The 22060-nt window shown below is 52.1% G+C and carries 20 protein-coding genes and 1 other RNA gene; 9 read left to right on the top strand and 12 right to left on the bottom strand.

Annotated features, from left to right (window positions below; translation table 11 throughout):
* Positions 1-31: 31 nt before the first annotated feature.
* A non-coding RNA gene (locus tag DUT67_RS15305) (RtT sRNA) lies at positions 32-139 on the top strand.
* Positions 140-374: 235 nt separating this feature from the next.
* Positions 375-1091 carry a DUF554 domain-containing protein gene (locus DUT67_RS15300; RefSeq protein ID WP_048259335.1) on the top strand — a complete coding sequence of 239 codons (717 nt, stop codon included), beginning with the start codon at positions 375-377 and terminating at the stop codon, positions 1089-1091.
* Between the two features lie 13 nt (positions 1092-1104).
* On the opposite strand, the gene DUT67_RS15295 is transcribed toward DUT67_RS15300, so the two are convergent.
* Positions 1105-1503, bottom strand: a complete 399-nt coding sequence (locus DUT67_RS15295; protein ID WP_113627351.1) for a YjaA family stress response protein — start codon at positions 1501-1503, stop codon at positions 1105-1107.
* Positions 1504-1717: 214 nt separating this feature from the next.
* On the opposite strand from DUT67_RS15295, the gene nadA reads away from it, so the two are divergent.
* The gene (gene nadA, locus DUT67_RS15290) at positions 1718-2779 is read left to right on the top strand and encodes a quinolinate synthase NadA (RefSeq protein ID WP_113627352.1); all 1062 of its coding nucleotides are present in this window, start codon (positions 1718-1720) and stop codon (positions 2777-2779) included.
* A gap of 58 nt (positions 2780-2837) precedes the next feature.
* Positions 2838-3563 (top strand): nicotinamide riboside transporter PnuC, encoded by a 726-nt coding sequence (gene pnuC / locus DUT67_RS15285; RefSeq protein ID WP_113632334.1) that lies wholly within the window; start codon positions 2838-2840, stop codon positions 3561-3563.
* Positions 3564-3570: 7 nt separating this feature from the next.
* On the opposite strand, the gene zitB is transcribed toward pnuC, so the two are convergent.
* Entirely contained in the window at positions 3571-4533 is a 963-nt protein-coding gene (gene zitB, locus DUT67_RS15280; protein ID WP_113632335.1) for a CDF family zinc transporter ZitB, read from the bottom strand.
* 294 nt (positions 4534-4827) lie between these two features.
* Here zitB and aroG point away from each other — a divergent pair, with 294 nt between their 5' ends.
* Entirely contained in the window at positions 4828-5883 is a 1056-nt protein-coding gene (aroG, locus tag DUT67_RS15275; protein WP_048259456.1) for a 3-deoxy-7-phosphoheptulonate synthase AroG, read from the top strand.
* Between the two features lie 73 nt (positions 5884-5956).
* Here the strand turns inward: aroG and gpmA are convergent, their stop codons facing one another.
* From gpmA to modE, 10 genes are all read right to left on the bottom strand, one after another.
* Positions 5957-6709 carry a 2,3-diphosphoglycerate-dependent phosphoglycerate mutase gene (gene gpmA, locus DUT67_RS15270; RefSeq protein ID WP_048259340.1) on the bottom strand — a complete coding sequence of 251 codons (753 nt, stop codon included), beginning with the start codon at positions 6707-6709 and terminating at the stop codon, positions 5957-5959.
* 137 nt (positions 6710-6846) lie between these two features.
* Positions 6847-9984, bottom strand: a complete 3138-nt coding sequence (locus tag DUT67_RS15265) for an efflux RND transporter permease subunit (RefSeq protein WP_113632336.1) — start codon at positions 9982-9984, stop codon at positions 6847-6849.
* On the bottom strand, positions 9981-11492 hold the full coding sequence (locus DUT67_RS15260; protein ID WP_113632337.1) for an efflux RND transporter periplasmic adaptor subunit: 1512 nt from the start codon (positions 11490-11492) through the stop codon (positions 9981-9983). Before DUT67_RS15260 ends, DUT67_RS15265 begins: the two co-directional genes overlap by 4 nt.
* Positions 11489-12748 (bottom strand): TolC family protein, encoded by a 1260-nt coding sequence (locus DUT67_RS15255; RefSeq protein WP_113627356.1) that lies wholly within the window; start codon positions 12746-12748, stop codon positions 11489-11491. Before DUT67_RS15255 ends, DUT67_RS15260 begins: the two co-directional genes overlap by 4 nt.
* A 12-nt stretch (positions 12749-12760) precedes the next feature.
* Positions 12761-13114 carry a copper-binding protein gene (locus DUT67_RS15250; protein WP_048259344.1) on the bottom strand — a complete coding sequence of 118 codons (354 nt, stop codon included), beginning with the start codon at positions 13112-13114 and terminating at the stop codon, positions 12761-12763.
* A 75-nt stretch (positions 13115-13189) separates the two neighbouring features.
* A complete protein-coding gene (locus DUT67_RS15245) occupies positions 13190-13642 on the bottom strand; it encodes a hypothetical protein (RefSeq protein WP_113627357.1) in 453 nt (150 codons plus the stop codon).
* Positions 13643-13793: 151 nt separating this feature from the next.
* Positions 13794-14840 (bottom strand): galactose-1-epimerase, encoded by a 1047-nt coding sequence (gene galM, locus DUT67_RS15240; RefSeq protein WP_189339510.1) that lies wholly within the window; start codon positions 14838-14840, stop codon positions 13794-13796.
* Between the two features lie 362 nt (positions 14841-15202).
* Positions 15203-16222, bottom strand: a complete 1020-nt coding sequence (gene galE, locus DUT67_RS15235) for a UDP-glucose 4-epimerase GalE (protein ID WP_113632338.1) — start codon at positions 16220-16222, stop codon at positions 15203-15205.
* Positions 16223-16420: 198 nt separating this feature from the next.
* Positions 16421-17896: a molybdate ABC transporter ATP-binding protein ModF gene (gene modF / locus DUT67_RS15230; RefSeq protein WP_113632339.1), complete on the bottom strand. Its 1476-nt coding sequence runs from the start codon at positions 17894-17896 to the stop codon at positions 16421-16423.
* Between the two features lie 40 nt (positions 17897-17936).
* On the bottom strand, positions 17937-18728 hold the full coding sequence (gene modE / locus DUT67_RS15225) for a molybdenum-dependent transcriptional regulator (RefSeq protein ID WP_113632340.1): 792 nt from the start codon (positions 18726-18728) through the stop codon (positions 17937-17939).
* A gap of 317 nt (positions 18729-19045) precedes the next feature.
* Between modE and DUT67_RS15220 the strand changes: the two genes are divergently transcribed.
* The 4 genes from DUT67_RS15220 (at position 19046) to modC (ending at position 21865) form a co-directional block, all read left to right on the top strand.
* Complete coding sequence (locus tag DUT67_RS15220; protein ID WP_113632341.1) at positions 19046-19201, top strand: AcrZ family multidrug efflux pump-associated protein; 156 nt, start codon at positions 19046-19048, stop codon at positions 19199-19201.
* A gap of 146 nt (positions 19202-19347) precedes the next feature.
* Positions 19348-20118, top strand: a complete 771-nt coding sequence (gene modA, locus DUT67_RS15215; protein WP_113632342.1) for a molybdate ABC transporter substrate-binding protein — start codon at positions 19348-19350, stop codon at positions 20116-20118.
* Positions 20118-20807, top strand: a complete 690-nt coding sequence (modB, locus tag DUT67_RS15210) for a molybdate ABC transporter permease subunit (RefSeq protein ID WP_113632343.1) — start codon at positions 20118-20120, stop codon at positions 20805-20807. Before modA ends, modB begins: the two co-directional genes overlap by 1 nt.
* Positions 20807-21865: a molybdenum ABC transporter ATP-binding protein ModC gene (gene modC, locus DUT67_RS15205; RefSeq protein ID WP_011092980.1), complete on the top strand. Its 1059-nt coding sequence runs from the start codon at positions 20807-20809 to the stop codon at positions 21863-21865. The genes modB and modC overlap by 1 nt, the downstream gene beginning before the upstream one ends.
* The last annotated feature ends 195 nt before the right edge of the window (positions 21866-22060 follow it).

The raw sequence follows: 22060 nt of genomic DNA, 5'->3' as shown, positions 1-22060 counted from the left end.
TCGTTGAATAAATTCATTTTAAATTACATATTGCACGTGTCGTGTCTGTAGTTGAAAACCTGTGCTCAGGTTTGAGCCGAGCGAAGCGAGACAGCAACGTGCTAGCGTTGACCCCGAATGCATCCTGCACTATCCATCATTTCAGCCGTAGAATTCCTTCCTCGAATAAATTCACTTTAAGATGACTATCGCACGTATCGTGCCGATGAGATAAAACCCATTATCATTCCTGCTCGTTAAGCCTTTGGAGTATATTAGGTCTTTACCCCTCTCTATGGACTATATAACCCGTCAGGAACTGTTTTCTAATCCTATCGAGCAGGGATGGAGTCATTGCCACAGGGAAGTGCGTATAGCCCTGTTTAGGAAGATATATGATTGGTCCGTTGATTAATGGTGCCGCTATCTTGATTGGTAGTGGTTTGGGCATTGCTTTACGTCGCTTTATCCCTCAGCGGTTGCAGGATGGCCTGCCTCCCGCGTTTGCGATGGTGTCGATTGCAATGGGTATCACGCTGGTTGTTAAAGTCCAGCAACTACCCGCAGTGGCACTGGCTATCGTGATTGGTGTTGCGTTAGGCGAACTGCTACGCATGGAATCCGGCGTCCAGCGTGCGGGTACGATGATTCAGAAAGGATTAAACCGCGTTCTGCCTGCACAAGAGCATCGCTTACCGCAGGATGTTTATACCCAGAATTTTACTGCGCTAATCGTTCTGTTTTGTGCCAGCGGTACAGGTGTGGTGGGGGCGTTGACGGAAGGATTAACCGGTGACTATCAACTGCTGATTATTAAATCTGCTTTGGATATTTTTACCGCGCTGATTTTCTCCATCACGCTTGGCCTTGCTGTGATGTCGATTGCGATACCGCAGATGATTGTCCAGACGCTGTTGTTCTTCTCCGCCAAATTGATTATGCCCTTTATGACAGAGGTCACCATGGGCGATTTTTCTGCCTGTGGCGGGATTATCATGATTGCGGTAGGGTTGAGGATTGCGCAGATCAAATCATTTGCGGTAGTTAACTTCCTGCCTGCTTTAGTTCTGGTTATTCCTATCTCTCTGTACTGGCATCGCTTCTTCGCCTAAAGCGCCCGTCTGATTAGCGGCTGACGATCGATGGCATGTCGCCGCTAAAAATTTGTATAACCTCCTGGTCGGTAAGCGGCATATTTTTGCTACACACATAAATATGCTTTCCTTGCGGGCTGATACTTTTGGCTAGTTCTATATAGCTGGCAAACTCTACTTGGCTATGGCCGCCTTCATTCATCTCCATGGGATGGATGATGACGTTGTGTGAGCAGAGCAGATCAATTAGTCGTTTGGCTGCCACCTTACGTGTGAGTCGATCCAATAGCTTCATCGCAGGAATCATCTGCCCGAGCAGTAAGCGTGTGGTTGTAAAAGGCACTTCTGATTGCTCAGTCACCTCTTTCTTCGTGTCCACGTTTCTGACCGTCAGGGTATCGCGATATAGTCTGATATAGAGGCTGGCCATGCCATTTCTCTCCTTGTCTCTCTTCTGCTGATAACACCATCCACGCACTTCATATTATTATTTTAAGCATAGTAAACAAAATGGTGGGTTTTATGGAAAAAACACCGCGACTTTAGGCGGGATTTTCGGTATTTTGTTTAGGATAAAAAACTCCGGACTGATAATAAATCAGTATCAGGTGTTATAACCCGACTTGTTATCGTGGAAATCCATAATGAGTATTCTTTTTGATAGCAATGAGACCATTTATCCCTTTCCGCCGAAGCCCAAACCTTTATCGGCTGATGCAAAACAGCATTATCGTAGCAGGATAAAGACGCTGCTGCGGGAAAGAAATGCGGTTATGGTCGCGCATTATTACACCGATCCTGAAATTCAGGCGCTGGCTGAAGAAACCGGCGGTTGCGTAGCGGACTCGCTGGAAATGGCACGCTTCGGTAGCACCCATTCAGCATCGACGCTGTTGGTGGCGGGTGTTCGCTTTATGGGGGAAACCGCCAAGATACTCAACCCGGAAAAGACGATTCTGATGCCCACGCTGGAAGCAGAATGCTCGCTCGATCTCGGTTGTCCCGTCGATGAGTTCAGCCGTTTTTGCGATGCGCATCCAGACCGAACGGTGGTGGTGTATGCCAATACTTCCGCGGCGGTAAAGGCGCGTGCAGATTGGGTGGTTACATCCAGTATCGCGGTGGAGTTGATCGAACATCTGGATAGCCTGGGAGAAAAAATTATCTGGGCGCCAGACCGTCATCTGGGAAGCTATGTACAAAAACAGACGCAGGCAGATGTACTGTGCTGGCAAGGTGCATGCATTGTGCATGACGAGTTTAAAACGCAGGCGCTGCAGCGCATGAAGATTTTGTACCCCGATGCGGCAATTTTGGTGCATCCGGAGTCGCCACTGAGCGTGGTAGAGATGGCTGATGCGGTTGGGTCAACCAGCCAGCTGATTCAGGCGGCAAAAACGCTGCCACAGCGTGAACTGATTGTGGCGACCGATCGCGGTATTTTCTACAAGATGCAGCAGGCCTGCCCAGAGAAAACATTGCTGGAAGCGCCGACAGCGGGTGAAGGGGCAACCTGTCGTAGCTGTGCTCACTGTCCGTGGATGGCGATGAATGGGCTGGAGGCGATTGCTAACGGCTTGGAGCAAGGTGGCGATGCACATGAGATACATGTTGATGCCGCTTTGCGAGAAGGCGCGCTAATCCCGTTGAATCGCATGCTTGATTTTGCGGCTTCGCTAAAATTGCGCGTGAAAGGGAATGCCTGACGGCGCTCCGGGGTAGCTTGATAGACGTTTCTTACAATAATTGAGACAGGGTGGTGAGATGGATTTTTTTAGTACCAGTAATATTTTAATTCATATCCCTTTGGGGGACGGGGGATACGACCTTTCCTGGATTGAGGCGATTGGCACGCTATTTGGGTTGCTGTGTATCTGGTTTGCGAGCCAGGAAAAAACCATCAACTATCTGTTTGGGCTAATTAACGTCACGCTGTTTGCTGTGATCTTTTTCCAGATTCAACTTTACGCCAGCCTATTGCTGCAAATCTTCTTCTTTGCCGCCAATATTTATGGCTGGTACGCCTGGACGCGCAAGACGGATGCGCAAGAAGTGGAATTACGCATTCGCTGGCTACCGATGCAGAAGCTCATTGGCTGGTCGGTCGCCTGCGTAGTCGCGATTGGTTTAATGACGTTTTACATCGATGCGGTGTTTGCTGTGCTAACGCGTATTGCCGTTTCTGGCATGCAGGGGCTTGGATTGTCGGTACAAATGCCTAACCTTCAGCCGGATGCGTTCCCATTCTGGGATTCCACCATGATGGTGTTGTCGATTGTGGCGATGATCCTCATGACGCGCAAATACGTTGAGAACTGGCTGCTGTGGGTAGTGATTGATGTGATAAGTGTGGTAATTTTTGCTTATCAGGGCGTGTATGCGATGGCGGTAGAATACGCAATCCTGACGCTGATTGCCCTGAACGGCTCTTGGCTGTGGATTCAGAGCGCGAAGGAAAATCGCGTCAGCGCGGTTTCAAACGGCGTGTAATCCAAACTTAATGCTTGTGGTGATGGCCTTCTGCATCATGCTTTTCACTATCATGAATAGCCGAATGATGGTTTTCCTGATGAAAAGAGCAGTGGTCATCATCACAGCGTTGATATTCCATCTGAATTGTCGCGTGTTCAATCTGGTAATGCTTCAGTAAGTATTCCTGAATACGTCTTAGCAGCGCATCATGATCGTGAGGCGGCACCACCTGTGCATGCAGCGTCATCATCGGTTTTTCGCCAACCTGCCATAAATGAACATGGTGGATGTTCCTGACCTCGGGAATATTCAGCGTCAGATCTTTCTGTAGCGCCTCAACGCTGAGCTGGCTCGGCGTGCCTTCTAACAGTTCGTGAATACTCTCTTTCAATAGCGCCCAGGCGCTACGCAGCACCAGACACGACACCAAAATAGAGAGAATAGGGTCGATAGGCGTCCAGTTGATATAAAGGATGATGACGGCTGCGGCAATCGCGCCCACGGATCCTAACAGATCACCCAGCACATGTAGGGCCGCTGCGCGGACGTTAATATTTTTCTCTTCGCTACCGTGATGTAACAGCCAAAACGCCACGATATTTGCCAGTAACCCGGCAATGGCGACAAGCAGCATGGGGATGCCAGCAACGGGCTGAGGGTCATAGAAGCGTTCAATCGCTTCCCAGAAGATAAAGGCAGTAATCAGTATCAGCGTTAGCGCGTTCACAAAGGCGGCAAGGGTAGTGAGCCGCAGATAACCAAAGGTATGGCGCGCATTCGGTTTACGCTGTGCGAAACGCACGGCGACAAGCGCGACGAACAGCGCAGCGGCATCGGTCAGCATATGGCCTGCATCCGCGAGCAGCGCCAGAGAGCCGGACAGCAGGCCACCAATAACTTCTGCCACCATAAACGTGGCGGTAATGATAAACGCGGCCAGCAGACGTTTACTGTTGCCTGATTCTGTGTGGCTGTGGTTATGTGCCATAAATCACCCTGAGTTACGTTTTCATTCCACTTTACTGAAACCCACAGAGAAAACCTACCCTGTGTTCACCGACCTGTCGGTTGGGCTATTTTTTGGTGAAAATAGGACGGATGCGGTATCTGAGAGCATTTGATCGCGCAAATCCTACTGATTTCAGCGTCCTGATAACAGCAGCTTGACATATAATAATCAATCTTCAATATGAAACATCCCGTTTCTCAGGCTACCTGCACAGGCGGGATGGCGCGTATTGGATGGGGCTAACATACCGTTTCGGAACCGATGGATTTATTTATGAATTACCAAAATGATGATTTAAGAATTAAAGAGATTAATGAACTTTTGCCGCCGGTTGCTTTGCTAGAAAAGTTTCCAGCCACGGAGAAGGCCGCGGAAACGGTATCGTTCGCGCGTACTGCTATCCATAAAATTCTTAACGGCAATGATGACCGCCTGCTGGTAGTGATTGGTCCTTGCTCGATCCACGACACGAAAGCGGCGAAAGAATATGCCGCGCGTCTGCTGACGCTGCGTAACGAGTTGAGTGACGATCTGGAAGTGGTCATGCGGGTTTATTTTGAAAAACCACGCACCACGATTGGCTGGAAAGGGCTAATCAACGATCCGCATATGGATAATAGTTTCCAGATCAATGATGGCCTGCGCATTGCGCGCCAGTTGCTGCTGGAAATTAACGATATCGGTTTACCCGCTGCGGGTGAATTCCTCGATATGATTACCCCGCAATACCTGGCGGATCTGATGAGCTGGGGCGCTATTGGCGCACGTACTACAGAATCTCAGGTACACCGTGAGTTGGCATCTGGCCTGTCATGTCCTGTTGGCTTTAAAAATGGCACTGATGGCACGATCAAAGTAGCAATTGATGCAATCAACGCCGCCAGTGCGCCGCACTGCTTCCTGTCTGTCACCAAATGGGGGCATTCGGCTATCGTGAATACCAGCGGTAACAACGATTGCCACATCATTCTGCGCGGTGGTAAAACGCCGAACTATAGCGCTGAGCACGTTAAAGACGTGAAAATTGGTCTGGAAAAAGCGGGCCTGACACCGCAGGTCATGATCGATTTCAGCCATGCGAACAGCAGCAAGCAGTTCAAAAAGCAGATGGAAGTCTGTACTGATGTCTGCGGACAGATCGTACAGGGCGAAAAAGCGATCATGGGCGTGATGGTGGAAAGCCATCTGGTTGAAGGCAACCAGAATCTGGAAAGTGGTGAGCCGCTGGTTTATGGCCGTAGCGTTACCGATGCTTGCATTGGCTGGGAAGATACAGAATCCCTGCTGCGCCAGTTAGCATCTGCCGTACGCGAGCGCCGCAATAAGTAATATCGAATAGCGTGACAGATAGCGGACAATAAAAAACCCGGCGCAGGCCGGGTTTTTTCATTTCAACGGTAAATTACTTCGCTTTACCCTGATTCGCTACTGCGGCAGCTTTTGCGGCGATTTCGTCCGCGTTGCCCAGGTAGTAACGTTTGATTGGCTTGAAGTTCTCGTCGAACTCATATACCAACGGCACGCCAGTCGGGATATTCAGTTCCAGAATCTCGTCTTCGCCCATGTTGTCCAGATATTTCACCAGTGCACGCAGTGAGTTACCGTGAGCTGCGACGATAACGCGCTCACCGCTCTTGATACGTGGCAGGATGGTTTCGGTCCAGTAAGGCACAACACGTTCGATGGTCAGCGCCAGGCTTTCAGTCAGTGGCAGCTCTTTGTCGCTCAGAGCAGCGTAACGTGGATCGTGGCCAGGGAAACGTTCGTCATCACGTGTCAACTCTGGAGGCGTAATTGCGAAACCACGACGCCATTGTTTAACTTGCTCGTCACCGTATTTCTCAGCGGTTTCGGCTTTGTTCAGACCCTGCAGTGCACCGTAGTGGCGCTCATTCAGTTTCCAGGATTTCTCAACTGGCAACCAGGCTTGATCCAGCTCGTCCAGTACGTTCCACAGTGTGTGAATGGCACGTTTCAGCACGGAGGTATACGCGAAATCAAAGGCAAAACCTTCGTCTTTCAGCAACTGACCTGCGGCTTTGGCTTCTGAACGGCCCTTTTCGGACAGATCAACATCGTACCAGCCTGTGAAGCGGTTTTCGTTGTTCCACTGGCTCTCACCGTGTCTTACCAGTACTAGCTTAGTTACAGCCATAGCTAAACTCCTTCCTATCCTAAGATTTCTGTGATAACTGATTTCATTATAGGGGTGGAGAACGGTTATCGGCAATCGATAGTCGATGGCAAGCGTGATTTATCCGCAGGTTATTTGCGTAAAATCACGCTCTGGCTTTACCGTTTCAGCAAACCGGAATCTCCCTTGTGCAATAACAGATAAACCGCTGGAATCACCAGCATCGACAGCAGTGGGGCACTAACCATCCCGCCTATCATCGGCGCGGCGATTCGCTGCATGATTTCGGAACCGCTACCGCCTCCCCACATGATGGGAAGCAGCCCCGCCATAATCGTTGCCACGGTCATCATTTTCGGCCGCACGCGCAGAACCGCCCCTTCGTGGATCGCATCCATTAGCTGTTGGCGCGAAAGCGCCTGACCATCCACACGGTGCTTTTCTACCGCATGGTTGAGGTACAGCAACATAATGACGCCAAATTCCGCCGATACCCCCGCCAGTGCAATAAAGCCTACCGCACCGGCTACAGAAAGATTATAGCCAAGGATATAAAGCAGCCAGACGCCGCCAATGAGCGCGAAGGGTAAGGTTGCCATAATCAGCAGTGCATCTTTGATGCGGTTGAAGGTGATATACAGCAGCACAAAAATGATCAGCAGCGTAAAGGGCACGACGATTTTCATTTTCTCCGTAGCGCGCTCCAGATACTCAAACTGACCGGACCAGCTTAACGACACGCCTTCTGGCAGCGTGACCTGCTGGGCAACGGCCTGCTGCATGTCTTCAACGGCGGATTTCAGGTCGCGGCCGCGCAGGTCGACATAAATCCAGTCTGACAGTCGACTGTTTTCGCTTTTCAGCATAGGCGGCCCTTCGCTGACGCGAATATCGGCCAGTTCTGCCAACGTGACTCTGCTGCCATTGGCTGTCACGATAGGCAGGTCGCGTAATTTTTGCAGCGAATCGCGTAATTCACGTGGGTAGCGGATGTTGATGGGATAACGCTGACGACCTTCAATGGTTTCTCCGATGTTTTGCCCACCGATAAGCGTAGCGACCACCGACTGAAGTTCCTCGACAGACACGCCGTAGCGTGCGGCACGCTGACGATCGATATCAATATCGATATAGCGCCCGCCCGCCAACCGTTCCGCCAACGCAGACGTCACGCCCGGAACCTGTTTTACTACCTGTTCGATTTGCGCGGCGGTACGTTCGATATCCTCCAGATTGTTGCCGTTAACCTTAATGCCCACCGGACTTTTGATACCAGTTGCCAGCATATCCAGACGGTTGCGAATCGGCGGCACCCACACGTTGGCGATGCCCGGCAGGTTGACGGTACGATCTAATTCGGCAACCAGCTTGTCCATGGTCATGCCTTCACGCCATTGGTCGCGCGGCTTCAGCCTAATCGTGCTTTCCAGCATGGTCAGCGGCGCAGGGTCGGTTGCCGTGTCGGCTCGGCCCGCTTTGCCGAAGACCGACTCGACTTCGGGCACCGTTTTAATCAATCGGTCTGTTTGTTGCAGCAATCGGCCTGCTTCCCGTGCGGAGATACCGGGCAGAGTCGAGGGCATATACAGCAGGTCGCCCTCATCCAGCGGCGGCATAAATTCGCTTCCCAAACGGCTGAGCGGAAATAGCGTCAGTAGCAATAGCAGGCCGGAAACTAGCAGTGTGGTCTTCGGGTAACTCAGCACTTTTTGCAGCACGGGATGATAGAGCGCGATCAGCCAACGGTTAATTGGATTCGCCTGCTCGTCCGGTATCTTTCCGCGTACGAAATACCCCATTAACACCGGCACCAGCGTAATTCCTAATCCGGCGGCGACGGCCATGGCGTAGGTTTTGGTAAAGGCCAGCGGTGAAAACATACGGCCTTCCTGTGCCTCCAGTGAGAACACGGGGACAAACGACAGTGTAATGATCAGCAGACTGCAAAACAGCGCGGGGCCAACTTCCACCGCGGCCCGTTCAGCCAACTGCCACCACTCGTTATTTTGCGGCTGTTTCCCAGGGTTTTCATGTCGCCACTGTTCAATGACTTTATGCATGTTTTCTATCATCACGATGGCGGCATCCACCATCGCGCCGATGGCAATCGCGATACCGCCCAGCGACATGATGTTAGCGTTCACGCCCTGATAACGCATGATGATAAACGCCCCCAGAATCCCCAGCGGCAGACTGATGATCGCCACCAGCGCCGAGCGGAAGTGAAACAGGAACAGGGCGCAGATGGCGGCGACGACGACAAACTCCTCCAGCAGTTTGAAGCTAAGCGTGTCGATGGCGTGTTCAATCAGCTGCGAGCGATCGTAAGTTGGCACGATCTCCACGCCTGCGGGCAGGCTTTTTTGTATTTCCTGTAACCGTGCTTTGACGGCATGCAGCGTATTCAGCGCGTTTTTGCCATAGCGCATAACGATGATGCCGCCAGCCACTTCGCCTTCGCCATTCAGTTCCGCGATGCCGCGCCGCATCTCCGGGCCTTCTCTGAGCGTAGCCACATCCTGCAATAGCACAGGAATGCCGCTGCGGGTGGTAATCACCACGTTATTAAAGTCTTGCGCCGTTTTCAGGTAGCCGGTGGTGCGTACCATGTACTCGGCTTCCCCTAACTCCAGCACAGAGCCGCCATTTTCCTGATTAGCCGCCTGAACGGCACTGACGATCTGCTGGTGGGTGATGCCCTGCGTCCGCATACGTTCTGGATCGACGACGATCTGATACTGTTTGACCATACCGCCCACGCTGGCGACTTCCGCTACATCGGGAACGGTTTTTAGCTCATATTTCAACAGCCAATCCTGAAAGCCGCGCAGATCGGCCAGACTATATTTTCCGCTGCGATCAACCAGAGCGTATTCGTAAATCCAACCGACGCCAGTGGCATCCGGGCCGAGTGAGGTTTTCGCATCAGCAGGCAGACTAGACTGCACCTGACTGAGATACTCCAGCACGCGGGATCGCGCCCAGTAGGGATCGGTACCATCTTCAAACAGCACATAGACGTAAGCGTCGCCGAACATGGAGAAGCCCCGTACCGTTTTGGCGCCCGGCACGGAAAGCATAGTGGTCGTCAGTGGGTAGGTCACCTGATTTTCCACCACCTGAGGTGCTTTCCCCGGATAGCTGACGCGAATGATGACCTGTACGTCAGACAAGTCGGGCAGGGCATCCAGCGGTGTTTTTTGCAGAGAAAGCAGGCCCCACGCTGCCATGAACAGCGCTGCCAGTAAAACCAGCAGGCGGTTTTTGAGCGACCAGCGAATCACGTAGGCAATCATGAGTGACCTCCATGTCCGGCATGCGGATCGTCAGCGGGTAAAAAATGCAGAACGTGAATCCCGCTATCATCCATGTTGAACTGGAAATTGACGGTGCTGCCGATCCCCACACCTTGTGGTAGCCCTGACGATGGCAGCGTGAAGTCCATCGTCATCGGCGACCAGTTGAGTGCCGGAACGGCTTCATGCTCAATGGTGACCTGATTGCCGTTTATCGCTTTGATCACTCCCTGAGTTTGATAGCCAGCGGGAGCGGCGAGCGTTGTCGATGTTGTTGGGGGGATCGATGTTTCAGCATCAAGTTGTGGCAGTGCGCTGCGCAGACTGGCTTCGGAGTCAATCAGGAACTGACCAGAGGTGACTACGCTGTCGCCTTCTTTCAGCCCATCAATGATTTCCACCCAGTCGCCCAACGATGCGCCCGCGGTGACGTTACGCGGAGTGAAATGGCCGCTGCCGTCGCTCAGTAAAATCCTATTCTGGCTACCGCTGACCAACAAGGCTTCCTGTGGGATCGCCAGACGCGGCTGTGCCTGAGTGTGAGAGCGTTGGACAGTCAGATACATACCGGGTTTTAGCTGCTGTTGCGGGTTGTCCAGAACAACGCGCGCTTTTAACGTGCGCGTCGTGCTATCCAACACGGGTAGTAGTTCGCTGATTTTGCCGTGGAAGGTTTTACCCGGCCAAGCGTTACTGGTAGCGCTGATATCGCTGCCGATCGTTAGCTGTGCTGCCTGTGCCTCTGGGTAATCGACATCTACCCAAATCGGGTTCAAGCTGGCAAGCTCGAATAACGGCTGGGCAGGACTTAACTGCATACCTTGCCGCACTTCCAGCTTATTAACGTAACCATCTCCTGGTGCGGTAATCGCAATCCTGTCTTGCGGTTTGCCGCTACGTTCTACCTGCTGAATAATGGCTTCCGGCATGAATAGCAGTGACAGCCGCTGGCGAGCTGATTGTGTCAGTACTTCGTCGCCCAGGTGCCGTACCGCTAGATATTCGCGCTGCGCTGCCGCCCAGGTTGGGTTCCACAATGTGGCTAGCGTCTCGCCTTTCTTCACTTGCTGTTGCAATGCATTGACCGTGAGTTTCTCGACAATGCCGCCGCTAGGCGCGACCAGCGTGTGTAATCCGCGTTCGTTGAGTGTGACGGTGCCATAGCCTGTGGTGCGGTCGGCAAGTTCGCGCATTTCTGCTCGGGCTGTGCGAACGCCAAGGTTTTGCTGCTGACGGGCGCTGACGGTGACTCCGCCGTCTTCCTGCACGTCATCGGCATAGCGGGGAACCAATTCCATATCCATAAATGGCGATTTTCCCGGTTTGTCGAAACGCTTATCCGGCACCATCGGATCGTACCAATAGAGAACGGACCGTTCTGGCTCGGCGGTAGAAGGCGAGTGCGGTGTTTGCTGTTTGCCAATCAGATAGCCCACACCACCTGCACTGAGAATAGCCAGCGTCATAAGGCTAAGCATCAGTGATTTTTTCGTTACGGTTTTGGTCATCGCGTGGGGCCTCCCTGTGGCGTTAGATAGCGGATAGCGGCCCAGTATTGAGCCATCTCCCGAGCGGTATCCTGAACGGCAATTCGGCTTTCGAGCAGCGCCCGACGGGCATCCAGTACGGCGGAAAGATTGCTGCTGCCGGATTGATACTGAGCCTGAATCAGTCTGATGCGCTGCTGTTGCAGCGGGAGAATCTCGTTGCTCTGACGCTGCCAACGTGACTGTGCTGCTTGATATTGAGCAATCAGTGTATCGAGTTGCGCCTGGTGTTCTCGCTCGGTGAGCAAGACTCTGTCGCGGGCCTCCATGCTGCGCGATACGTCTGCGGCGTAGTCCTTATCTTGACGTTTGGATTTGAACAGCGGTAGATCGACTGTCACCATCATGCCGGCCATGTCATCGTAATCATCCCCACGTTTCGCGTAATAGACTTCAACATCGACATTAGGGGTGGCGGCAACGGCTGACTGTGCGGAACGCGCCTGAGCCAACTCGGCTTCACGCTGTGCCTGTTGCATTTCTGGATGCTGATGAATGGTGCCGCTCAACACATCCGGTGAAGCTGGTAGCCGTTCAAAGCGAGGAAGATCGCCGTTTACATTGATATCTGCAATACCGGTAAGCTGCACCAGTCGGGCATGTGCAATGTGGGTGTCCCGTTCGGCATCAGCCTGTTTGTCCTGCATGGTTGCCAATGTCAGGCGAGCATCCAGCACGCTACTCGCTTCACTACCGGCCGCCACGCTCGCTTTTTGCGAAGCGATCTGCCGCTGGCTTTCGTTGACCAGCGCTGTGACCTCGCTCAGTGCTTTGCGTGAGAGCGCCAGATCCAGCCATGCCTGAGCGGTTTCCCGTTGCAGGCGAGCACGGATACTTTCGCTATTACTTTGCAGCACATTGGCTTCTACCCGAATGGCCTGTGCCTTGCTATCACGTTTACTGCTGCTGACGTAGGTTTGCATGACGCCGATACGTTGCATCGTCATGCCTTCCCGTGTGAGTCGGCTACCATTGTTGCCGCCCAATGGCAGGTTTTCGACGCCAAATTTCAGTTTAGGGTCGGGAAGCTGTGTGGCGGAGTCGGCCATGTTCTGTAGCGCGTTAATCTGGTGTTGATTAGCTGACAGATCGGCGGAGTAACGTTCCGCTGCCTGTAAGGCCTGTTCAAGACTCAGATCTGCCGCAAAAACGGCGGCAGGTAGCCACAGCAACATCGCCAGACACGCGCGCGCGGCGTCGTGTTTGGATAAGTTCATGATGTGCTCCGATTAAGGCTGCTGTGGCGTAATCGCGGTCAGGATGTAGCCGCTGTCATTCTGGACAAAGCTGAATGTGACTGGCGTGTTGACAGGGAGTGGTGTTATTTCGCCACTTGATGGCAGCGTGAATGCCATTGTCATAGCGGGCCATTTTAGGTCGGCAATCGGAGCATGGGAGAGCGTGACGCTGTTGGTATCCCATTTCTTTATGGTGCCACTGCTTTGATAAACGGCGGCAGTGGCCGCAGGGGGATTGGTATGCATCATCGCGTGATGCTGGTGGTCGTTTGCCCACACGGGGAAGATGAAGGAAGAGACGAAAAAAATCAGGCTGCTGATAATGGCTGAGTAAGTGATACGCATAAAAATAATCCCAATGAAAATAATTGATAAACAAGGTGTTGCGCTCGATGGCGCAGGCGTTATCAATCGCTTGGGTTATTCTCTGAATCGGCAGAAGCGGATCTCAGCGGGAGGGCCAACCGCAGGAGGAGATAACCAGAGATCACATGCCTGATTAAGCGTGATTGGGTTATCCGCTAAAACGAGTTCATTACTGACTGGCAGCGCCAACAATGCCAGCGATCCATTATCCTGCTTCACGCTGTCCGGCACGCAGTGCTTTTCACACAGCGGCGTTTGCTGGTCTGCTGCGTAAGACGCTTTCGCTGCATGGTTAGCATGAGAGGATAGCGGCTGAACGTCAGCCTGTTGCAGATGTGCTTGATGCTGGATAGCAGGGGACGCCTGACTGAGCGTCATATCGCATTGATGACCTGCGATAGCCAGTTGTGCATTCAGGAAAAGCCAACACAGTGCCAATAGCCATCCCCACCTGCCTTTATGGCGCAGATGATGAATGAGTAATGGAGACCGTGATGATGCGGACATGGCATTTCCTTTGTGGATGTCATGGAAGTGTAAGCGCCTGAGCTGGAAGGGGGCAAGCGGGGAATGGCATAGTTTTGTAAAGTAGTTTTGTAAATTGGCAGATACTCATCTGCCAATGTTATCAATGAGTTAATTATATTTAATCGTGCGGTTACTGGATGAGAAACTGGTACGTGGTATCCGAGCGATAGACTTTACCCGGTTTAAGCCAGCAGTCGGGCTGTGGCCAGTCTGGATGATTCGGGCTGTCCGGCAGGAATTCGCTTTCCAGCGCGACACCAGCATAGTTTTCATACTGACCACCGTCTCGCGAAGGTGTACTGGCCAGAAAGTTGCCGCTATAGAGCTGTAAGGCAGGAGCACTGGTGAAAACGCTCATCAGCACGCGACCATCGGATGACCACAAATTGGCAGCCGGGCTTTCGCTGGATCCGCAGGTGCGATGTAATAAATAGGCGTGATCGTAGCCGCCGACGGCCATTTGATCGCTATCGCGTAAGAAATCTTCCTCCAGCGTTTTTGGCTGGCGAAAATCCATTCCGGTAGCGTTTACTGGTGTCAGATCGGCGTTAGGAATGCCCGCGCTATTGACCGGCAAATAATAGTCGGCAAATAGCTGCAACTGGTGCTCACGCACATCAGTCAAATCGCCATCAAGGTTGAAATACGCGTGGTTGGTCAGGCAAACGGGGCAGGCTTTCTCCACGGTAGCCTGATACGAGATTTCTAACGAATTATGTTCGGTCAGCGCGTAAGTGACCTGCACGTTAAGGTGTCCTGGATAGCCTTGATCGCCATCCGGCGAGTGCAGTTGATAAGTCACCTGTGTTGCATCCTGACTCGCAATTCGCCAGCGCCGGGCATGAAATCCTTCAGGGCCGCCGTGCAACTGGTGCTCGTTTTGGTTTGGTACCAGATTAAAGGTTTCTGTTTCTCGGCTGAATGTGGCTTTGGCTATGCGATTGGCATAGCGACCAATTGATGCGCCGAGGTAAGCGCTTTGCTGCGGATACTGTTCAGGCGATGCACAGCCCAATAGGACTTCTCGCACTTCACCCTCTGGCAGCGGGAGCTCACAGGAAAGCCAGGTTGCACCCCAGTCCATCAGACGCACGCGCATGCCTGCCTGATTCTGCAAGGTCGTTAATTGAAACGGCTGACCATCTGGTGCCAGCGTGCTAAGACTTTCATTCAACATGACTTGCTCCTGTAGAGGCCCGACAAGATAGAGGGGCGATGCGTGTAATGCTGGGGGAGGCAGCAGAAATGAGTTTGCTGACAAAGTACGACGAGCGGTGATAATGGGTAGATCGTAAAGACGCTGCAAGTACATCCCTGTAAGCTCGAGCCGCGCAGATATGAATCTCATCCCTGAGATTCACCCTTTCAGGGTCGTCGCAAGCGACGTTCAAAAACGTTCCTGACGTTTTTGTCCCTGGCGCGGACGCTTTACTCTTCTATCCCATTATCATCGTTCTCGTTCCGCAAATGGGTTTGTCGACGGTCTGAATCCGCTCTGCTTCTCTTCCCTTAATCCGTCACTCGACGTGAAAAACGTCGTTATGCGTCTTCGTACCCATTAGGGTGGTTGGATTGCCAGCGCCAGGTATCCTGCGCCATTTCTTGTAATGAGCGCGTGACTCGCCAATTAAGATCTTTCGCTGCACGTTCTGCATCCGCCCAATAAGCTGGCAGATCGCCTTGACGGCGCGGGGAAAAATGGTGAGCCAGCGGCTTACCACAAGCCTGACTAAAGGCTTCGACGACCTGCAATACACTGTAGCCTACGCCTGCACCCAGGTTATAAATATGTACGCCAGCACGATTTTGTAGGGTGTTCATGGCGGCAATATGACCGTCAGCCAGATCGACAACGTGGATGTAATCGCGTACGCCAGTGCCGTCAACGGTAGGGTAGTCATTACCGAAGATCGCTAGCGACTCTCGCCGGCCAACAGCAACCTGAGCGATATAAGGCATCAAGTTATTGGGAACACCTTGCGGATCTTCGCCCATCTCGCCTGATGGATGCGCACCGACTGGGTTGAAATAACGCAACAGCGTAATACTCCATTCCGGTTCCGCATGTTGCAAATCTTGTAGGATCTGCTCAACCATCAGCTTGCTGCGGCCATAAGGGCTGGCTGGGTGTCCGGTTGGGAAACTTTCCTGATAAGGCGTGTGTGGTTGATCGCCATAAACGGTGGCGGAGGAGCTGAAAATCAGGTTTTTCACACCGGCTTTCTTCATCGCTTCAACCAGCACGAGCGTACCGTTGACGTTATTGTCATAGTAACTCAGCGGTTCACGCACGGATTCACCCACGGCTTTTAAGCCTGCAAAGTGGATGGCGGCGTCAATGGTGTGCTTAGCGAAAATGTCGTCCAGCAGTGCGCTGTCGCGGATATCTCCCTGATAAAAAATAGGCGTCTTATCCGTTAAACGCGTAATGGTTTTAACGACGCTAGCCTTGCTGTTACACAAGTTATCGAGAATGACGGGAGTGTGCCCAGCAGCCAGCAATTGTACGCAAGTATGACTTCCTATGTAACCGCTACCACCTGTGACGAGAACGTTCATAATGACCTCTATTATCGCAATGCTGCAAAATAACATGGCTAGGTGCTGAAAAAGGTGATCTACAGCGAGAATTCGCCTCTGTTATCGATGGTTTTTTTACGAATAAATGTAGTGAAGCGTAAGCTACAGTGTAATTGACCTTGGCTTTCGACCCTATGTTTTATTTTGTGGTAGCGTTATCATCCCTGTTTTTAGGCGTTATCTCCATAGCTCATCAATTTGATAGTCATAGATATCATTTTGCGGGACGAAAGTGAGCCGATGCGTGATGCACTCAGGCGCGTCTTCCGCGTGATGGGAAACAAAGAGTAGCTGCGTTTCGCCCTCGCCAATCAGAATATCCAGCCAGCGGCGTACCAGTTGGCGATTGAGCGGATCAAGCCCCTGTAGAGGTTCATCAAGTATGAGCAAGGCAGGGTGTTTGACTAGCGCCCGGGCAATCAGCGTCAGACGCTGCTGACCCCAGGAGAGCGACTGAAACGGGGTATCAGCGATAGCGCCATTGAGACCAAGCAAGGTGAGCCACTGTTCGGTCAGGTGACGTTGACGATCGGAAACTGCTTGATAAATACCGATAGAGTCAAAGAAACCAGACAGGATGACGTTACGCACGCTGGTGCTGACACGGTAATCCAAATGGAAGCTGCTACTGACATAACCGATGTGGCGCTTGATATCCCAGATGGTTTCACCGCTGCTGCGCTTACGGCCAAATAGGGTTAGATCATTGCTATAGCCTTGCGGGTGATCGCCGGTAATCAGGCTGAGCAGCGTCGATTTCCCTGCGCCATTTGGTCCGACGATCTGCCAATGCTGGCCGGGCAATACTTCCCATGTCAGCTTGTGCAGAATAGGGAGGTCGTTGTACTGCACTACACCGTTGCGTAGCAAAATACGCGCTTCATCGGCGGGTAGCGTCATATACCGTTGTGGATCTTCGGGTTCTGGCAGTGAACTTCCCGACAGTTTTTCGCTAAATGCGAGCTGAGCCACCAGCGCTTCAGAGAGGATCGTCTCACGCTCACCGACGCGGGTCAGCGTACAGTCTGCCAGCACACCAATATGGTTGATAAAATCAGGAATATCATCAAACCGGTTCAGAATGAGTACCAGTGTGTAGCCAGCGTTTGCCAGTTTCCGCAGTTCGTCAGCAAGCTGTTGGCGAGAGGCAATATCCAGCCCATCAAAAGGTTCATCAAGGATCAGCAGATCGGGCTGAGGCATCAGTGCCTGACAAAGCATTGCCTTGCGAGTTTCCCCCGTCGAGAGGTACTTGAAGCGACGATCCAGCAAATGCGCAATACCAAATTGGCGTGCCAGCTGTTCACAACGTGCGGGATCGTTGAGGCTATCCTGAATCACTTCTGCCGTAGTGCGGCCAGTGTCATCCTCACCTTCACTTAATAGATCGGTGTTATTGCGCTGCCACTCGTCGGAAACCAGCTTTTGTAATTGTTCAAACGACAGACGAACAGGATGTTGAAATCCGGTTATTCGTTCACCGCTCAATAACGGTAGCTCGCCAGAGATCGACCGTGCCAGTGCCGATTTACCACTTCCGTTGGCCCCGACAAAGGCCCAGCACTGGTCTTGTTCAAGCGTCAGTTCGTCCAAACGCAACATGCGGGTATCGCTGAGACGAAACAACCCTTGCGTAATTTTCAACAATGACATCTTCTATCCTTCGTCAGTGGCCTGTAGCGCTAAAGTGGTATTAACAAAGCGTGGCGATGATGACCCGGTCGGCATGGAAACAGGCCTTCACATCCATTCCCTGTTGCAGCTTTTGCTGCTCAAGCAAGGTATTCGGCACCATGGCACACAGCGTTTCTCCCCCAGTTAGCGTAATCAGAATTTCGCTGTTTTCCGCACCGTGCTGAATGGCCTGAATTTGTCCTGGCAAGACGTTATCTACTGCAAGCGCGGTGGAGGTGGCGGCATACACATCGATCCACGGTGCTTTAATCAGCGCCAGCACCTCTTTCCCTTTCTGTAATTGCAGACGCTCGGCGCTTTGTTGCGTAATCAGCGCGCTGATCGTTGTTTTACCATCGGCGAGTAAAATATCCAGATGTTGTTGCACCTGTTCTTCACCGCGTGCGAGCACAGTTCCAAAGAATTGATTACGTGCGCTGGTTTGCAGCGAGAAACGCGCGATGGCTGCCAGCAGGCTATCCAATGGCAGTCCATCTTCCTGCAAGACATCAAAGGCTTTTTGCTGAATTTGTGCGAGTAAATCGTACAACTGAAGAAGGCGTTCGCCATAGCGGGTGAGTTGTGCACCGCCGCCGCCTTTGCCGCCCGTCATGCGCTCGACGATAGTTTGCTCGGCCAGTTGGTTCATCTCATTGATGGCATCCCATGCGCTTTTATAGCTAATCCCCGCCAGTTTGGCTCCCTGACTGATTGAACCGGTATGGCGAATTTGCTTGAGCAATTCAATACGCCGTGGGTCGGCGAATAAACGCTGTTGGAGTTTCAGGGTGAGAAGAATTTCAGCCTGCATAGTGAGAGCACCGTCGATGAGTTTAATTCTCTGTATTGTCGCTATTTTTTTCATCAGGGGCAAATCGCACAAATAGACGTACTATTTTCTATCACTGCGGTAGACTACATCACAATTACGACGATTTCGGTTTACAGTGAAATAGCGCATTGTACCCTAGATAATTCGGGTTGCGTGAAGGCGGCAACCGCGTGAATCTCCAGGAGCTTACACAAGTAAGTGACTGGGGTGAGCAAGGGCGCCAACGCACAAGCAGCTTGAAGTATGACGGGTGGCTAAAGTAGCGTTACCGTTGCAATAATGAAAGTGAGGTAAGCATGTTGGAGTTGTTGAAGAGCCTGCTGTTTGCAGTTGCCATGGTTCCTGTGATGATGGTGATTATCATGGGTGCGATTTATGGCTTGGGCGAAGTATTTAACGTGTTGTCCCGCATCGGCCATTCCGACGGTCAGCGCACAAAGAATCAGCACTGATTCACGATCCTTTTCTATTTTGATGTCCGGCTTCTTGCCGGACATTTCTTTTCTACCTCTCAGCATCTACCTCTTTAAAGCACATGACACTGCTTCATAATTCGTTATATTATTATTTACACAACGATAATTGTCAGGAGACAAGAATGAAGCAGCAATGGTTAAAATGGTTTGCCGCATTGACACTCAGTGCAGGAATGGCGTTGCCCGCGGTGGCAGAAGATAAAGTCACGGTGTTCGCCGCGGCATCACTGACGAATGCGTTGCAGGAGATCGCTACGCAATATCAGAAAGAGAAAAATGTCGCCGTTGTGGCGTCTTATGCCTCATCCTCAACGCTGGCACGCCAGATTGAACAAGGTGCGCCTGCCGATCTGTTCATTTCCGCTGACCAACAGTGGATGGACTACGCGCAGGATAAAAACCTGATGGATACCGCTACGCGTCACACGCTGCTGGGCAATGAGCTGGTCGTGATTGCGCCGAAGGCGAGTGCGCAGAAAGATATCAGCATTGACGATAAAACGGACTGGAAAAGCCTGCTGAAAGGCGGACGCCTAGCTGTTGGTGACCCAGATCATGTGCCTGCTGGGATCTATGCCAAGGAAGCATTACAGAATCTGAAAGCCTGGGATGAACTTTCCCCGCTGATGGCGCGAGCCAACAACGTGCGTGCAGCCATGGCGTTGGTGGAACGTGAAGAAGCCCCTCTGGGTATTGTTTATGATTCTGATGCGGTTGCTAGCGATAAAGTTAAGGTTATCGGTACGTTCCCTGCGGCGAGCCACAAGCCTGTCGAATATCCAATCGCGATAGTGAAAGAGCATAAAAAAGCTGCGGTTACCGGTTTTTATGACTATCTGAAAACGCCTGAAGCGGCGGCAGTATTTAAACGCTATGGCTTCGCGCCGCGTTAATGATGCTGAGCGATTACGAATGGCAGGCGGTTGAGCTGAGCCTCAAAGTTTCCGTTGTGGCTGTGGCGTGCAGCTTGCCGTTTGGGATACTGATGGCGTGGGTTTTGGTGCGCTGTCGGTTTCCCGGCAAATCACTGCTGGATAGCATTATCCATTTACCATTGGTGTTGCCACCCGTGGTCATTGGTTACCTGCTGCTGGTGGCGATGGGAAGACGCGGCGTAATCGGTTCCTGGCTCTATGACTGGTTCGGCTTCAGCTTTAGTTTTAGCTGGCGCGGTGCCGCGTTAGCGTCGGCGATTGTCGCGTTTCCGCTGATGGTTCGGGCGATCAGGCTGTCGCTTGATGCTGTCGATATGCATCTGGAACAAGCTGCTCGGACACTGGGTGCCTCACCTTGGCGCGTCTTTTTCACCATCACATTACCTCTCTCTTTTCCTGGGATCGTGGTTGGAACCGTATTGGCGTTTGCCCGTTCGCTTGGCGAGTTTGGCGCGACTATTACGTTTGTCTCCAATATTCCTGGTGAAACCCGAACCATTCCACTGGCAATGTATACCCTGATTGAAACGCCCGGCGCGGAGGCTGATGCAGCAAGGCTGTGTATCATTGCTATCGTCTTGTCGCTGGCTGCGCTGATGGCATCGGAATGGCTAACAAACTGGAGCCGCAAGCGGTTGGGGGGATAATGCTGCAACTCGATTTTCATCAACAGCTGGGTAGCCTTGAACTCCACGTTCAGTCTGAACTGCCCGCCAATGGTATTACCGCTATTTTCGGTGTGTCTGGGGCAGGAAAAACCTCACTGATCAACGCTGTTGTTGGCCTGACCCGACCTGATGGCGGCCGGATTGTGCTCAATGACCATGTGCTGGTGGATACGCAGCAGCGTGTTTTCCTGCCGCCAGAAAAACGACACATCGGTTATGTGTTTCAGGATGCTCGCCTGTTTCCGCATTATCGTGTACGCGGTAATTTGCGCTACGGCATGGCTGAAAAAATGGCATCGCAGTTCGATGACATCGTCAATTTACTGGGTATTGAGCATTTACTTAATCGCTACCCGCTGACGCTATCTGGCGGAGAAAAACAGCGCGTTGCGATTGGTCGGGCGTTGCTGACTGCGCCAGAATTGCTGCTCATGGATGAGCCGCTGGCATCGCTGGATCTGCCCAGAAAGCGTGAGCTGTTGCCCTATTTGGAACGGTTGGCGAAAGAGGTCAATATTCCCATTCTGTATGTCAGCCATAGTCTGGAAGAAATTGTCCGGTTAGCCGATCATGTTGTGGTGCTTGATAAAGGCAAGGTGAAAGCGCAGGGGCTGCTGGAAGAGGTGTGGGCCAGTAGCGCGTTACGCCCTTGGTTACCGAAAGATGAGCAGAGCAGCATTCTGAGTGTGCGCGTGTTGGCACAGCATGAGCATTACGCAATGACGGCATTGGCATTAGATGACCAGCAGGTATGGGTCGGAAAAGTCGAGCTGGCGCAGGATGCCGTATTGCGCATTCGCGTGAATGCCGCCGATGTCTCTCTGGTGCTACAGCCGCCGGAAAAAAGCAGTATCCGTAATGTGCTGCGTGCCAGCGTAGAGGAATGCATTGATGTTGACGGACAGGTTGAAGTGAAGCTGGCCGTCGGTCAGCAGACGCTGTGGTCCCGTATTACACCGTGGGCACGGGACGATCTCGCGCTTCATCCGGGGCAAATGCTCTATGCGCAGATTAAGAGTGTGTCGATTACGGCGTAAACACAGGCTGAGCGCTAAGGCAGTGTCCTGCATCGCTCGGTCTATTGTGTGGAACAGCCGATATTCTGTGACTAAGATAACAAATTGAGGATTGAGAGTGATTTTCAATTCGTTTTTTCTACCGTGTGAACAAGGTAGTCAGATAAGTTATCCCGGCTTCATTATTTTTTCATCATAAAAAGTAATCGATTACTT

Origin of the sequence: Pectobacterium peruviense (assembly GCF_003312355.2) — a bacterium.
GTDB classification, from domain to species: Bacteria; Pseudomonadota; Gammaproteobacteria; order Enterobacterales; family Enterobacteriaceae; genus Pectobacterium; species Pectobacterium peruviense.
This window is presented reverse-complemented; position numbering and strand designations above follow the sequence as displayed.

Coding starts and splice junctions, on each gene's coding strand:
- DUT67_RS15300 (WP_048259335.1), top strand. CDS start 375: ATGATTGGTCCGTTGATTAATGGTGCCGCTATCTTGATTGGTAGTGGT.
- DUT67_RS15295 (WP_113627351.1), bottom strand. CDS start 1,503: ATGGCCAGCCTCTATATCAGACTATATCGCGATACCCTGACGGTCAGA.
- nadA (WP_113627352.1), top strand. CDS start 1,718: ATGAGTATTCTTTTTGATAGCAATGAGACCATTTATCCCTTTCCGCCG.
- pnuC (WP_113632334.1), top strand. CDS start 2,838: ATGGATTTTTTTAGTACCAGTAATATTTTAATTCATATCCCTTTGGGG.
- zitB (WP_113632335.1), bottom strand. CDS start 4,533: ATGGCACATAACCACAGCCACACAGAATCAGGCAACAGTAAACGTCTG.
- aroG (WP_048259456.1), top strand. CDS start 4,828: ATGAATTACCAAAATGATGATTTAAGAATTAAAGAGATTAATGAACTT.
- gpmA (WP_048259340.1), bottom strand. CDS start 6,709: ATGGCTGTAACTAAGCTAGTACTGGTAAGACACGGTGAGAGCCAGTGG.
- DUT67_RS15265 (WP_113632336.1), bottom strand. CDS start 9,984: ATGATTGCCTACGTGATTCGCTGGTCGCTCAAAAACCGCCTGCTGGTT.
- DUT67_RS15260 (WP_113632337.1), bottom strand. CDS start 11,492: ATGACCAAAACCGTAACGAAAAAATCACTGATGCTTAGCCTTATGACG.
- DUT67_RS15255 (WP_113627356.1), bottom strand. CDS start 12,748: ATGAACTTATCCAAACACGACGCCGCGCGCGCGTGTCTGGCGATGTTG.
- DUT67_RS15250 (WP_048259344.1), bottom strand. CDS start 13,114: ATGCGTATCACTTACTCAGCCATTATCAGCAGCCTGATTTTTTTCGTC.
- DUT67_RS15245 (WP_113627357.1), bottom strand. CDS start 13,642: ATGTCCGCATCATCACGGTCTCCATTACTCATTCATCATCTGCGCCAT.
- galM (WP_189339510.1), bottom strand. CDS start 14,840: ATGTTGAATGAAAGTCTTAGCACGCTGGCACCAGATGGTCAGCCGTTT.
- galE (WP_113632338.1), bottom strand. CDS start 16,222: ATGAACGTTCTCGTCACAGGTGGTAGCGGTTACATAGGAAGTCATACT.
- modF (WP_113632339.1), bottom strand. CDS start 17,896: ATGTCATTGTTGAAAATTACGCAAGGGTTGTTTCGTCTCAGCGATACC.
- modE (WP_113632340.1), bottom strand. CDS start 18,728: ATGCAGGCTGAAATTCTTCTCACCCTGAAACTCCAACAGCGTTTATTC.
- DUT67_RS15220 (WP_113632341.1), top strand. CDS start 19,046: ATGTTGGAGTTGTTGAAGAGCCTGCTGTTTGCAGTTGCCATGGTTCCT.
- modA (WP_113632342.1), top strand. CDS start 19,348: ATGAAGCAGCAATGGTTAAAATGGTTTGCCGCATTGACACTCAGTGCA.
- modB (WP_113632343.1), top strand. CDS start 20,118: ATGATGCTGAGCGATTACGAATGGCAGGCGGTTGAGCTGAGCCTCAAA.
- modC (WP_011092980.1), top strand. CDS start 20,807: ATGCTGCAACTCGATTTTCATCAACAGCTGGGTAGCCTTGAACTCCAC.